The 13,469-nt window shown below is 40.2% G+C and carries 11 protein-coding genes; 9 read left to right on the forward strand and 2 right to left on the reverse strand.

Translation table 11 applies throughout. The features are described 5' to 3' along the window. The first annotated feature begins 13 nt into the window (after positions 1-13). The 9 genes from dnaA (at position 14) to gpsA (ending at position 10,656) form a co-directional block, all read left to right on the forward strand. Positions 14-1,585 carry a chromosomal replication initiator protein DnaA gene (gene dnaA, locus ACKC4Y_RS00005; protein WP_409362185.1) on the forward strand — a complete coding sequence of 524 codons (1,572 nt, stop codon included), beginning with the start codon at positions 14-16 and terminating at the stop codon, positions 1,583-1,585. A gap of 196 nt (positions 1,586-1,781) precedes the next feature. Next, positions 1,782-2,903 carry a DNA polymerase III subunit beta gene (dnaN, locus tag ACKC4Y_RS00010; protein WP_409361413.1) on the forward strand — a complete coding sequence of 374 codons (1,122 nt, stop codon included), beginning with the start codon at positions 1,782-1,784 and terminating at the stop codon, positions 2,901-2,903. A 20-nt stretch (positions 2,904-2,923) separates the two neighbouring features. Next, complete coding sequence (gene recF / locus ACKC4Y_RS00015) at positions 2,924-4,057, forward strand: DNA replication/repair protein RecF (RefSeq protein WP_409362186.1); 1,134 nt, start codon at positions 2,924-2,926, stop codon at positions 4,055-4,057. Between the two features lie 54 nt (positions 4,058-4,111). After that, a complete protein-coding gene (aroQ, locus tag ACKC4Y_RS00020) occupies positions 4,112-4,558 on the forward strand; it encodes a type II 3-dehydroquinate dehydratase (protein ID WP_409361414.1) in 447 nt (148 codons plus the stop codon). Between the two features lie 124 nt (positions 4,559-4,682). Then, a complete protein-coding gene (gene cyoA, locus ACKC4Y_RS00025) occupies positions 4,683-5,654 on the forward strand; it encodes a ubiquinol oxidase subunit II (RefSeq protein ID WP_409361415.1) in 972 nt (323 codons plus the stop codon). A 76-nt stretch (positions 5,655-5,730) separates the two neighbouring features. Further along, positions 5,731-7,749, forward strand: coding sequence for a cytochrome o ubiquinol oxidase subunit I (gene cyoB / locus ACKC4Y_RS00030; RefSeq protein WP_409361416.1), 2,019 nt, complete (start codon positions 5,731-5,733; stop codon positions 7,747-7,749). After that, positions 7,746-8,411, forward strand: coding sequence for a cytochrome (ubi)quinol oxidase subunit III (locus tag ACKC4Y_RS00035; protein ID WP_409361417.1), 666 nt, complete (start codon positions 7,746-7,748; stop codon positions 8,409-8,411). The genes cyoB and ACKC4Y_RS00035 overlap by 4 nt, the downstream gene beginning before the upstream one ends. Continuing rightward, the gene (cyoD, locus tag ACKC4Y_RS00040; protein ID WP_409361418.1) at positions 8,411-9,214 is read left to right on the forward strand and encodes a cytochrome o ubiquinol oxidase subunit IV; all 804 of its coding nucleotides are present in this window, start codon (positions 8,411-8,413) and stop codon (positions 9,212-9,214) included. Before ACKC4Y_RS00035 ends, cyoD begins: the two co-directional genes overlap by 1 nt. 401 nt (positions 9,215-9,615) lie before the next feature. Beyond that, complete coding sequence (gpsA, locus tag ACKC4Y_RS00045) at positions 9,616-10,656, forward strand: NAD(P)H-dependent glycerol-3-phosphate dehydrogenase (protein ID WP_409361419.1); 1,041 nt, start codon at positions 9,616-9,618, stop codon at positions 10,654-10,656. A 674-nt stretch (positions 10,657-11,330) separates the two neighbouring features. On the opposite strand, the gene fabI is transcribed toward gpsA, so the two are convergent. Next, on the reverse strand, positions 11,331-12,149 hold the full coding sequence (gene fabI / locus ACKC4Y_RS00050; RefSeq protein WP_409361420.1) for an enoyl-ACP reductase FabI: 819 nt from the start codon (positions 12,147-12,149) through the stop codon (positions 11,331-11,333). A 49-nt stretch (positions 12,150-12,198) separates the two neighbouring features. Then, a complete protein-coding gene (fabB, locus tag ACKC4Y_RS00055; protein WP_409361421.1) occupies positions 12,199-13,419 on the reverse strand; it encodes a beta-ketoacyl-ACP synthase I in 1,221 nt (406 codons plus the stop codon). Between the last annotated feature and the right edge of the window lie 50 nt (positions 13,420-13,469).

Genomic DNA, 13,469 nt, shown 5'->3' on the forward strand with positions numbered 1-13,469 from the left:
ATCGGGATGGAAGATTGTGGATAAATTGAACTCTAAAGCTAGTTCCTTTAAAAGGGTTTCGGTGAATATCCTGTCGGCAGAGAGAATAATAAAGAGTGAGATGACGGATAGTGGTGGATTAGTTGATGAAAATGTTTCTGTAGGGCATTTAGTTCTCTCAGAGGAGGAAAGTGCGGCGGCTTTTGCCCGTGTAATGGCTCAATTAAAGGCGCAGGTGGGGATCGAGGCTTATACAAGCTGGTTTGGTCGTTTAAAACTTGCTGAATATAGCCGTAATCTTGTAAAGCTCTCTGTTCCTACGGCATTTTTACGTTCGTGGATTAATAATCACTATGGTTCTCTTTTGAACAATTTATGGAAACAAGAGAATTCAGCGATTCTTCGCGTTGAAGTTATTGTTCGTGGTATGAAGCGCGTTTCAAAAGGTGTAGTTTGCAGGACGAATACAGCTCCTGTTGTTCTGGAAGAGCAAACAGTTCCATCTTTTGTTGAGAGTTGTACAGAGCATTCAGCAAAGGGTGTTGAAGCAGGGGTTTTTGGTTCGCCACTTGATTCTCGTTATACTTTTGAAAACTTTGTTGAGGGCTCTTCTAATCGCGTTGCTTTAGCGGCAGCGCGTTCGATTGCAGAGGGGCATAAAAGTGCTTTGCGTTTTAATCCTCTTTTTATTCACGCGTCTGTTGGTTTAGGAAAAACGCATTTGCTTCAAGCTGTTGCAGCTGCCTCATTGAAACGTTTAACGCCTGCGCGGGTTATTTATTTGACTGCTGAATATTTCATGTGGCGTTTTGCGACAGCTATTCGCGATAATGATGCCCTTTCTTTTAAAGAGCAGCTTCGTGATATTGATCTTTTGATTATTGATGATATGCAATTTTTGCAAGGGAAGTCGATACAAAACGAATTTTGTCATTTGCTCAACATGTTGCTTGATAGTGCAAAGCAAGTTGTTGTAGCTGCCGATCGTCCACCAGCAGAATTAGAATCACTAGATCTTCGCGTTCGGTCTCGACTTCAGGGGGGGGTTGCCCTTGAAATTGAATCACCAGACTATGAAATGCGTTTGAAAATGTTGCGCCAACGATTAAAGGTGGCGCAACAAGATGATAATATGGTGATAATTTCTGATGAAGTTTTGGAGTATATTGCTAAAACGGTTTTAGGATCGGGACGTGATATTGAAGGAGCGTTTAATCAGTTGTTGTTCCGTCAGTCTTTTGAGTCTGATTTGTCTTTAGAGCGGATTGATGAATTGTTAGGTCATTTAACTCGTTCAGGTGAAGCTAAGCGTATTCGGATTGAAGAAATTCAGCGTACGGTTGCCCGCCATTATAATGTTTCTAAGCAAGATTTATTGTCTAATCGTCGGACGCGTACAGTCGTGAAGCCGCGACAAGTTGCAATGTATTTGGCAAAAATGTTAACACCTCGCTCATTGCCAGAGATTGGACGTCGTTTTGGAGGACGTGATCACACGACAGTTTTACATGCTGTCCGTAAAATTGAAGATTTGGTTTGTGATGATCAGACCTTGGCCAAAGAGCTTGAGTTGCTTAAGCGTTTGATTGGGGAACAGGCTGCATAACATTTTACAAGTTTTCCCACTGTTTATCGAAAGTATTGAAAAGGAATTAACAGTGAGAGCTATTTTGCTTATACAGGAGTCACTTGCCATTTTAAGGGAGGTTGAATAAACTCCGGCAGGTGATTCTTTAATGTGGTCACTTATTTTCAATCTAGAGAATTCCTATAATTCTTTATAAATTATAATGGGGATTTTTATGCGTATTACAGTTGATCGCAATCAACTTTTCAAGTCTCTTGGTCGTGTTCACCGTGTGGTTGAGCGTCGTAATACTGTTCCTATACTATCAAATGTATTGATTGATGCAGACAAGGATGGTGTGCAATTAAAAGCAACAGACCTTGACTTAGAAATTACAGAATCTTTTATGGCTAATATAGAACACGCTGGAGCAATAACTGTTCCAGCACATTTGCTATATGACATAGTTCGTAAACTTCCTGATGGCAGTGAGATTGTATTATCAGTTGATATGAATCAGGCGAGTACAATGTCTGTTGTTTCTGGTCGTGCTAACTTCCAACTTCAGTGTCTTCCCAAAATAGATTTTCCAGAATCGCTTCCGGGGCAATTTGGTTACCGTTTTTCTCTACCAGCGTCAGCCTTGAAGCATTTGCTTGATTGTACGCAGTTTGCTATTTCTACTGAAGAAACCCGTTATTATCTTAATGGTATTTATTTTCATATTGTCGATGATGGTATTCTCAAGCTGCGTTTAGTTGCCACCGATGGTCATCGTTTAGCACAAGTTGATATGGAGGCTCCTTCAGGGGTTGAAGGGATGCCAGGTGTCATTGTTCCTCGTAAAACTGTAGGAGAGTTGCAAAAGCTTCTTTCTGAAGAAATTGATGATGCTGTGTGTGTAGAGCTTTCAGAAACAAAAATTCGTTTTTCTATAGGTTCTGTGGTTTTTACATCAAAGTTAATTGATGGAACATTTCCAGAGTATCAACGTGTTATCCCTCTTGCAAACGATAAAAAATTGGTTGTCAACAGGCAGGATTTTTCTTCTGCCGTTGATCGTGTTTCTACGATTTCAATTGATCGCGGGCGTGCAGTGAAGTTAATGATTGAGCAGGGGCAATTAAAGCTTGTTGTTAATAATCCTGATTCTGGGAGTGCAGAAGATCAATTAGCAGTCACTTACACATCTGATCCGCTTGAGATAGGGTTTAATTCGCGTTATCTTTTGGATATTGCTGGGCAACTTTCGAGCGATGAGATGGTTTTTATGCTGGCCGAAGCTGGAGCTCCAGCTCTCATTCGTGATAATGATGATGCGGATGCGCTTTATGTGCTGATGCCTATTCGCGTTTAGGAACGAGTGTTTTGCAATGCATAGCTGGTCATGTGCACAAAGTGACAGTAAGGCAGCTAAAGCTTGTGCGTTATCGCAATTATTCTTCCTTTAATATTCATTTTTCAGGACAGCATGTGGTTTTTACTGGCCATAACGGTGCTGGTAAGACTAATCTTTTAGAAGCATTGTCTTTTCTTTCTCCTGGTCGTGGTTTACGGCGTGCGGCTTATTCTGATATCAGCTTTGCAGATGGTGGAAATGGTGGATTTGTTGTGTTTGCTCGTCTTCAATGTGCTTTGTATGGTGAAGTGAATATTGGTACAGCTTTGGAGATTGGCAATAACAGTCGAAAAGTACATATTAATGGTGTGAATGAGACAGGTGATTGCTTAACAGATTATTGTCATATGAGTATTTTGACTCCTTCTATGGATGGGCTTTTTACTGGACCTTCGCTTGAGCGTCGACGTTTTTTGGATCGCATGGTTTTGGCTATTGATCCTTTGCATGGTCGTCGCATAACCGATTATGATAGGGTTATGCGTGCCCGTAATCGTTTGTTTTTAGATGGAAATGAAGATCGTGTTTGGTTTGATGCTTTAGAAAAACAAATGGCAGAATTGGCAACGGCTATTGCTGCGGCGCGTATTGATGTTATTCGACTTTTAAATGGCATGTTTGCACAAATGCCAGTTCACACACCTTTTCCGCGAGCTTTTTTGCAAGTTGATGGTTTTGTAGAAACAGCTCTGAGTAAAACATCGGCGATTGAGGTTGAAGAGAAATTTTGTGATCGGTTGCGGCATAACCGTGCAATAGATCGCGCTGCTGGGCGGACATTAGAAGGACCTCATCGCACAGATTTACAGGTTTTTTATGCTGATAAAAATATGGGAGCCGCATCTTGTTCTACAGGTGAGCAAAAAGCTTTATTGACTGGTTTGGTTTTGTGTCATGCGTGTTTAACAGGTATGATCTCAGAGAGGGCACCTATTCTTCTTCTTGATGAAATAGCTGCTCATCTTGATTCTCATCGGCGTGCTGCTTTATTTGATATTCTTGATGATTTAGGGGGGCAAACATTTATGACAGGAACAGATCCTATTTTATTTGACGCGTTGAAAGGACGAGCAGAGTTTTTTGAGATTAAAGATGGAAGTTTGTTGCAGTAAAAAACATGCTAAAAGTTTTTTTATAATGTGATGATCGAGAAGAAGAGGCATGTTATGTCCAAAATTATAACGGTTTTAAATGGTCCTAATTTAAATTTTCTGGGTAAACGTGAACCAGAAATTTATGGCACTGAAACTTTGGAAAATATTGAACAATTTTGTAGGGAATGGGCAAAGAAGCTTGGCGTAATAGTGCATTTCCATCAAAGTAATTGTGAGGGGCAGTTGGTAGAATGGATACAGGCAGCAATTGGAATGAGTGCTGGTTTGATCATAAATCCAGCTGCTTATAGCCATACGTCTGTTGCAATTCTTGATGCATTAAAAATGTTTTCAGGGACAAAAGTAGAGGTTCATTTATCTAATATTTATCAACGTGAAGCTTTTCGTCACCATTCTTATACATCTTTGGGTGTGGACGCAGTCATTACAGGCTGTGGGAGTGAAGGATATTGGTTTGCGCTTGAATATATTGCTAAGCGATTTAATTATAATGAATAAAAAGCAAACGTTGGATAAGAGTAATATGGGCATTGAATTTACTTGATAATTATTTTTCGGGTAAGTAAGATGACATTATTGTATTTATTGCAACTTCCAGTGTGTATGACGGGGGTAGGTGAAGATGAGAAGCTTTGTTAGACAATTAGAGATGCTTGCGATTCTAGGAATTGCACTGCTTTTGTCTGGTTGTAAAATTGATGTTCTTCAGCCATCGGGGTATGTTGCGCGTCAACAGCTCATTTTGATTGTTATTTGTGTGCTTGTTATGCTTTGTGTTGTCATTCCGGTAATGGTGAGTGTGGTATTTTTAGCCATCAAATATCATGCATCGAATACGGCACAAGAGTATTTGCCTGATTGGGGGCATTCCAATAAAATTGAAGCGTTTATGTGGGGCATTCCAATTGTAATCGTAATGGTTTTAGGTTCGTTAACCGCCTATTATACCTATAAACTTGAACCCACGAATTCGCTTCCTGTGGAAGTTGTTGGTGAAGAGAAACCATTGCAAGTCGATGTTGTAGCTCTCGATTGGAAATGGCTCTTTATTTATCCAGAGTACAATGTTGCATCAATCAATGAAATTTATGCGCCTGAGGGTCGTCAGGTTTTATTGCAGTTGACATCAGAGAGTTCTGTTAATGCTTTTTGGGTGCCGAAACTGGGCACAGTTCTTTATGCTATGCCGCAGATGAATGCTAAGTTGCATTTGGTAGCTGAAGAACAAGGAGTATTCAAAGGAAGCTCGGCCAATTACAGCGGTGATGGTTTTGCAGGTATGCGGTTTCAGTGGCATTCTGTATCTTCGCAGGATTTTGATAGTTGGATTGCTAAAGTTCGGGCTAATGGTCAAATACTTAATCGCGCGTCTTATCGGCAGCTTTCCGTTGCGCCTCGTATGGGTGACATTGCTGCGAAGGAAAAGGATGCTGAAGTACGTTATTTTGCACCTGTTGAGAAGCGGCTTTATTATCGTGTTGTCAATCGATGTGTTGATGAAAACACGGTATGTAATGAAGATTTAATGAAGCGTGCTGCGGCTCAGACACTGTGGGGTGCGCTTTGTTCAGTTTTTGATCCTGGTGTTATTTAGAGTGTCGATCGAGAGAGAATCCTTTTGAAAATAAGGTTTCTTTTAAACTGAAATTTCATTTGATATGGGTTAAGAAATGTTTGGAAGACTTACAGATCCTACAGCTGGTGCTTTTCATGCACTTGCACATGAGCCGATCGTTTTGTACACATGTATTGCGATTGTTGTGGGTGGTTTAATTGCTGTTATTGCTTTGACAGCACTTCGATGGTGGGGAGTTTTATGGCGAAATTGGATTACGACAGTCGACCATAAGCGCATCGGCATTATGTACATCGTTCTTGGGATTATTATGCTTGTTCGTGGTTTTGCTGATGCGATTATGATGCGAACACATCAAGCTTTGGCGCTTGGGAGTGAATCGGCAGGGTATTTGCCACCCGATCATTTTGATCAGATTTTTTCAGCCCATGGCACTATTATGATTTTCTTCATGGCTACGCCTATTTTATTTGGCCTTTTCAATTATCTTATACCGCTTCAAATTGGTGCTCGTGATGTTGCCTTCCCTTTTGCGAATAATTTAGGGTTTTGGATTACTGCTGCAGGGGCAATATTGATTAACATATCCCTAGGTGTTGGGAATTTTGGTCGTGGTGGTTGGTTGATGTACCCACCTTTCACCGAGTTGCAAGGTAGTCCAGATACAGGAGTAGATTATTATTTGTGGTCACTTCAGCTTTCTGGTATCGCGACGACAATGGGGGCGATCAATTTTGTCGCGACCATCATTAAAATGCGTGCTCCTGGGATGACGATGATGAGAATGCCCGTCTTTTGTTGGAGCGCTTTTGTTAGCAATGTCCTTATTTTAGTTATTTACCCTGTCTTAACTGTAGCATTTGCACTCTTGGCATGCGATCGTTATTTGGGCATGAATTTCTTTACCAATGTTGGTGGTGGAAATCCAATGGTGTGGATTAACTATGTTTGGATTTTTGGTCATCCTGAAGTTTATGTTTTGGTTGTTCCTGCTTTTGGGATTGTTTCTGAGGTTGTCTCAACTTTTTCTTCAAAACGCCTCTTTGGTTATACTTCAATGGTATGGGCAATGTTGGTTATTTTGATTCTCTCACTTGTTGTTTGGGGACACCATTTTTTTACAATGGGTGGCGGTGAAGCTGTGAATACCTTCTTTGGTATTGCAACGATGATAATTGCGGTTCCAACAGGTGTAAAAGTCTTTAATTGGTTGCTGACCATGTATAAAGGTCGGATTCGTTTTGAACCTCCAATGCTGTGGTGCATGGGGATGATCTTTACATTTGTTGGTGGTGGGTTGACAGGTGTTTTGATGTCTATCGTGCCAGCTGATTGGCAGTTTCATAATTCGCTGTTTTTGGTAGCGCATTTCCACCACACAATTATTGGGGGTGTCGTTTTTGCATACTTAGCGGGGATTGCTTTTTGGTTTCCAAAAGTTTTTGGTTATAAACCAAATCGGGCATTGGGTATTGCATCTTTCTGGTGTTGGTTCATTGGTTTTTACCTTGCTTTTTTTCCAGTCTATGCACTTGGTTTAATGGGTGCGACGCGTCGTCTTCAGCATTACATGGAACCTAGTTGGCAACCGATGTTTATGATTGCTGCATTAGGTGCTTTCATTATTTTGCTTGGTATCCTTTGTTTTGTGCTGCAAGTTGTTTTGGCGATTTGGTACGGTATCAAACATAAGGGACGTTTACCGGTAACATTAAATGATTCTTGGGGTGATGCACGGACACTTGAATGGTCTATTTCTTCACCGCCTCCTTCCTACAATTTTGCAATACTTCCAGAGGTACAATCTGACGATGCTTATTGGAATATGAAGAAGAATGGTTATCAGCGTCCGACAAGTGGATTTGCAAAAATTCATATGCCATCAAATACATCTGCTGGAATTATTGCAGGATTCTTTTCACTGGTTGTTGGTTTTGCCCTTGTTTGGCATATTTGGTGGCTTGTTGCGATTGGATTGATTGGTTTTGTTGCAACGATTGTATGTCATTCGTTAACAGGTGACCATCATGGCTACTATATTCCAGCTGAAGAAGTGCAAAAAACAGAGGACGCTTTTACAGCTGTTCTTAAAGAACAAGGAGTAACAGTATGAGTGCGGTGACAATGAATGATACTCACATTGATGAGCATCATCACGACAGTAGTTCGATAATGACATTTGGTTTTTGGGTTTATATTCTTTCGGATTTGATCCTGTTCTCAACGCTTTTTTCCAGTTTTGCTGTTTTTTCTGCTTCTTATGGTGGAGGAAAAGCTGGCAATGAGTTTATTGATTTAAAATTTGTTTTGGTTGAAACTGCTATCTTATTGCTGTCATCAATTACTTACGGATTTGTCATGGTACAAGCGCATAAAGGTAATATCAGTGGTGTGCGTTCATGGATGGCTATTACCTTTGTACTTGGGTTTTGCTTTATTGGAATGGAAATTTACGAATTTCATGAACTTTTGAACGAGGTATTCTATTACGATCCTAATGCTTATGCTGGTATTGATCCTACAACAGGTTTACAGCTTTTTGGACGAGAAGTTCTATCCGCATATTGGTCAGCGTTTTTTGCTTTGGTTGGTACCCATGGTCTTCATGTAAGTGTTGGTCTTCTCTGGATGATAGTGATGTTTTTTCACCTTCGTCGTCATGGCTTAGATCAGGATAATAAAACGCGTTTGACATGTCTTTCAATTTTCTGGCATTTACTTGATATTGTATGGGTTGGTGTTTTCACCATGGTTTATCTGTTAGGAGCATTGTAATGAGCGTGCATAACGAAACACATGGTCCCAGTACTGGTTCCTATTTAGTTGGCTTTATTTTGGCTGTATTTTTCACTTTGGGCTCTTTTATTCCTGTGATGTACGGAATGATGGAAAGTTGGGCAATTAGCACGAAGGTTGCATATCTTATTGGAATGGCAATTATTCAGATTATCGTGCAGATTGTTTTCTTTTTGCATTTAAATTCTGGTCCTGATGCCAAATGGAATTTAAGCGCCTTGTGGTTTGCAGCTATCTGCGTTTTTATTATTATTGGGGGTACTTGGTGGGCTATTTCACATTTGAATTATAATATGATGGGTGGTTCAGGACGTGTTATTGAGCCGGAAATATCAGGTAAAGAAAGTTCTTCAGTGTCTGGGAAATTAAATATACAAGAGCCAGAGAAACAATCTTCAGACGAAAATATGCCTGTAGGGCAGGTGCCAAATCCACATGATTCTGTGGGACAGGTTCCAGGCTCTGAAATACCTGTAGGGCAAGAGCCAAATCCACATGATTCTGTGGGACAGGTTCCAGGCTCTGAAATGCCTGTAGGGCAAGAGCCAAATCCACATGATTCTGTAGGACAGATTCCAGGCTCTGAAATGCCTGTAGGGCAGGTGCCAAATCCACATGATTCTGTAGGACAGGTTCCAGGCTCTGAAATACCTGTAGGGCAGGTGCCAAATCCACAGGATTCTGTGGGACAGGTTCCAGGCTCTGAAATGCCTGTAGGGCAAGTGCCAAATCCACAGGATTCTATAGGAAAGATGCAAGATGTTCAGACTCCCGTGGAGTAGTTGGTGTACAAAGAAATTCTCGCGCGACAATTGCTAAAGTATGTGAGCTTTCGTAAAGCGAATGTTAGCATGGGAGTTTCGGTAGAATAGTCGTTTAAGGATTTATCATCACGATTTTGAGTCTGTTTTTATTTTTATAAGAAAAGTCGTGGATGCTTCAGTGAAATTTTAATTTTATGCAAGGTTGGCAGTCATTTATAGAACATAGAAGCAATGATTTTTATACAGTTTAGGATATAACATAAGGACCTTTAAAAGATCATTGATATTACTGGGTATGAAGTTGTGACAGGAAGCACTTCAGATTCAGTGGGTTTATATCAAAGATATCGTACTTATAGGTGTTTGAAACAATAACATACAATTAAAACCAAAAATTTTTGGAATCATCAGGAAACTTAATGAATATCGTTTCGATGGCAGTTATTGGTGCAGGTTCTTATGGCACAGCATTGGCTGTTACGCTAGCTCGTAATGGACATCGTGTTTTACTTTGGGGTTATGATCCTCAACATATCAAAGAATTGCAGAAACATCGTTGCAATCAGGAATTTTTACCCGATGTTCGGTTTCCTGATAATCTATCACCTGAATCTTCACTTGAAACTGCAATAACAGCAAGTCGTAATATATTAATTGCTATTCCAAGCCATGTATTTCATCAGGTGTTGTACAATATTCAGCCTTATTTGGATCAAGATTCACGCATTATTTGGGTTACGAAAGGTTTAGAACATGGTACGGGACGCCTTCTACAAGAAGTTGCTCGCGAGATTTTAGGTGATAAAATTCCTTTGGCTGTTTTTTCTGGACCAACTTTTGCCAAAGAGCTTGCTATTGGTTTGCCTACGGCAATTACGGTAGCGGCTTCTGATGCTGAATTTGGTGAAGAGCTACAGCAACTTTTCCATTGTGATAAAAGTGTTAGAGTTTATAAAAACCAAGATATGATCGGTGTTCAATTGGGTGGAGCAGTCAAAAATGTCATTGCTATTGGTGCAGGAATATCCGATGGTATGGGATTTGGTGCGAACGCTCGAATAGCTCTCATTACACGAGGATTAGCTGAAATTAGTCGCTTAGGTATCGCTATGGGCGCTGAACTTTCCACATTTATGGGAATGACAGGCTTAGGAGACTTAGTTTTGACATGTACTGATAATCAATCACGCAATCGCCGTTTTGGAATGCTGCTTGGTCGAGGAATGGATATAAAAGAAGCGGAAAAACAGATTGGTCAAATTGTTGAAGGCTACTTAAATACCAAGGAAGTTCGTATGTTAGCACAACGTACCGGGGTAGAAATGCCAATTACAGAGCAAATCTACCACGTTCTCTATTGTGGTAAAAGTGTATCCGAAGCAGCCAATACATTACTGAGCCGTGCACTCAAAGATGAAATACATGATACATGTATGTTTTTAAATCATCCAAAAATGTGAGAAATATAACTATAGTGACAGGAACTTAAAATAAATTACGTTAATCACTAGTAAGCTGGTAACATTTTAAAAAATTATATGAGTCAGTTTTTATGCAGAATAGCTTGAGCATAAAAATCTTGGTCATTATCAACTCATATCTTTGAAAACAGACGATTTCTTACAATTATAAGTGTTGTTTGCGCTAGGTAATAGACTGATTTATAATGATAATTTATAATTTTTCTTATTAAATGAAAGATTCGAAAATCGTATGATTTTCTCATTTCAAATCTTATTGAATCAATAAAACTACATGCTTATATATCTCAAATGGGAATTGGTGTATGGATAAAAACCATTTAAGAGCGGCGCAAAGGTGCTTCTTGTGAATTGTCTAAACGCAAGAGCAGTTGCACATTTGGAGCTGGCAAATAGAAATAATGATGTCTGCTTGTTTCTTCACAAGTGTAAAGATGATGGTATTCAACGAACTGTTATATCTTCGCGGGCACGTCACAGTAAAAGGGGCTTGAGAGCAACAAGAGATGTTTCCCTAAAACAAACACGTGAATGTACTCTACAATGGTGTGTTATTTAACGTAAGGACGTAATCCCATCAGGAGAAATTACTTAATATACTTCTAAAATAATATATATGATCATTTTACCATTTTACAAAGTATTATGGATTATCATTCTCCCTGAGTTTCATCACTTTTTTTTAACTCTTCAAGTGCTGGCATAGACATAATGTTATAACCTGAATCAACATAATGAATTTCACCAGTAACACCTGATGATAAATCAGAAAGTAAGTAGAGAGCAGATTTTCCGATTTCATTAATGTTTACGGTGCGGCGTAGTGGTGCATTACGGCGTTGATATGAAAATATTGCTCGTGCAGCTGCAATACCATTTCCCGCTAAGGTCCTAACAGGACCAGCTGAAATTGCATTAACGCGAATATTTTGAGGCCCAAAGTCTGCGGCTAAATAACGTACCATAGCTTCTAAAGCAGCTTTAGCAACACCCATAATATTGTAATTAGGTACAACTTGTTGTGAAGCTCCATAAGTGAGTGTTAAAAGTGTCCCTCCATTAGGCATAAGCTTACCAGCGCGTTGGGCAATTTCAGTAAAGGAATAAGCTGAAATAACCATTGTACGCTTAAAGTTTTCTCGTGTTGTGACATCAACATAACGTCCTTTTAGTTGATTTTTATCTGAAAAACCAATGGCATGAACAACGAAATCAATAGTTTTCCATTTTTTTTCAAGTTGTTCAAAAACATGATCAACGTTTTCGATTTTTTCAACATCACACTCGAACACCAATTTGCATCCGAGTTTTTCTGCTAGTGGTTGAACACGTTTCCCAAATGCATCTCCTTGGTAGGTAAATGCTAATTCAGCTCCTGCTTCTGCTAGTTGACACGCGATGCCCCAAGCAATTGAATGGTCATTTGCAACCCCCATAATAAGGCCACGTTTGCCCTCCATCAAACCCTTCATATTATTCTCCGTAAGACCGTACTTTTTTCAACTAGCTAAGAACTCCTGTTCATGCATAGCGTTGGAAAACGAGCGTTGCATTGGTACCGCCAAAGCCAAATGTATTTGACAATACAGTATTAAGTTGTTGATGATCGCGGCGTTTACGAACAATTGGCATATCAGCAAAAGCTGGATCAAGTTCTTCAATATGAGCACTCTCGCAAATAAAGTTATGCTTCATCATTAACAGTGTGTAGATTGCTTCTTGAACACCAGCTGCACCCAAGGAATGACCAGTCAAAGATTTTGTGGCGGAAATTGGTGGGCATTGATCACCTGCTCCGAAGATCCGGCGGATCGCTTCTATTTCAGGGGGATCACCGACAGGTGTTGCTGTTGCATGGGGATTGATATAATCAATCTTATTTTTTACGGTCGCAAGTGCCATGCGCATGCACCGCTCTGCTCCCTCACCCGATGGAGAGACCATATCGTGTCCATCGGATGTAGCACCATAACCAACAATTTCGCCATAGATTTTTGCACCACGTGCTTTAGCGACTTCTAGCTCTTCAAGAACCAAAACGCCAGCTCCACCAGCAATAACAAATCCATCACGATTAGCGTCATAAGCACGCGAAGCTTTTTCTGGTACATCATTATATTTGCTGGACATAGCACCCATAGCATCGAATAAAACAGATAATGTCCAATCCAAATCTTCACAACCACCAGCAAAGATGCGATCTTGCTTTCCATATTGTATTGTTTCATAAGCATTGCCGATACAATGATTGGATGTGGCACACGCGGAAGAGATTGAATAGTTTACGCCTTTAATTTTAAAAAAAGTTGCAAGTGTTGCGGATGCTGTAGAACTCATCACTTTAGGCACAACAAAAGGACCGATGCGTTTTGGACCTTTTTGGCGTGTAATGTCGGCAGCCTCAACGATTGACTGAGTTGAAGCGCCCCCAGAGCCCATAATAATACCCGTGTGTTCATTCGATACTTCATGTGGTTCTAGACCCGCATCAGCAATTGCCTGATCCATGGCGATGTGATTCCAAGCCGTTCCACGTCCGTGAAAACGCAAAGCGCGGCGATCAACAAATTCTTCTATATTAATATCAGGTTTACCGTAAACTCTGCTACGAAAGCCTAATTCGGCATACTGAGGTGCGTAAGAAATCCCAGATTTTGCTTCATACAAACTGGTTAAAACGGATTGAGGGTTATTTCCAATCGCGGAGACAATTCCCATTCCGGTTATAACAACTCGACGCATCTACACCTCCTTCTTTCATACAGAATAACAAAATGTCTCTTCTGATGGAA

Source organism: Bartonella heixiaziensis (genome assembly GCF_046245125.2).
Lineage (GTDB): Bacteria > Pseudomonadota > Alphaproteobacteria > Rhizobiales > Rhizobiaceae > Bartonella > Bartonella heixiaziensis.

What these genes read in the sequence shown, in the direction of transcription:
- aroQ (WP_409361414.1), top strand. Translation starts at nt 4,112, where the DNA reads ATGTCCAAAATTATAACGGTTTTAAATGGTCCTAATTTAAATTTTCTG.
- gpsA (WP_409361419.1), top strand. Translation starts at nt 9,616, where the DNA reads ATGAATATCGTTTCGATGGCAGTTATTGGTGCAGGTTCTTATGGCACA.
- fabB (WP_409361421.1), bottom strand. Translation starts at nt 13,419, where the DNA reads ATGCGTCGAGTTGTTATAACCGGAATGGGAATTGTCTCCGCGATTGGA.
- fabI (WP_409361420.1), bottom strand. Translation starts at nt 12,149, where the DNA reads ATGAAGGGTTTGATGGAGGGCAAACGTGGCCTTATTATGGGGGTTGCA.
- cyoA (WP_409361415.1), top strand. Translation starts at nt 4,683, where the DNA reads ATGAGAAGCTTTGTTAGACAATTAGAGATGCTTGCGATTCTAGGAATT.
- cyoB (WP_409361416.1), top strand. Translation starts at nt 5,731, where the DNA reads ATGTTTGGAAGACTTACAGATCCTACAGCTGGTGCTTTTCATGCACTT.
- ACKC4Y_RS00035 (WP_409361417.1), top strand. Translation starts at nt 7,746, where the DNA reads ATGAGTGCGGTGACAATGAATGATACTCACATTGATGAGCATCATCAC.
- cyoD (WP_409361418.1), top strand. Translation starts at nt 8,411, where the DNA reads ATGAGCGTGCATAACGAAACACATGGTCCCAGTACTGGTTCCTATTTA.
- dnaN (WP_409361413.1), top strand. Translation starts at nt 1,782, where the DNA reads ATGCGTATTACAGTTGATCGCAATCAACTTTTCAAGTCTCTTGGTCGT.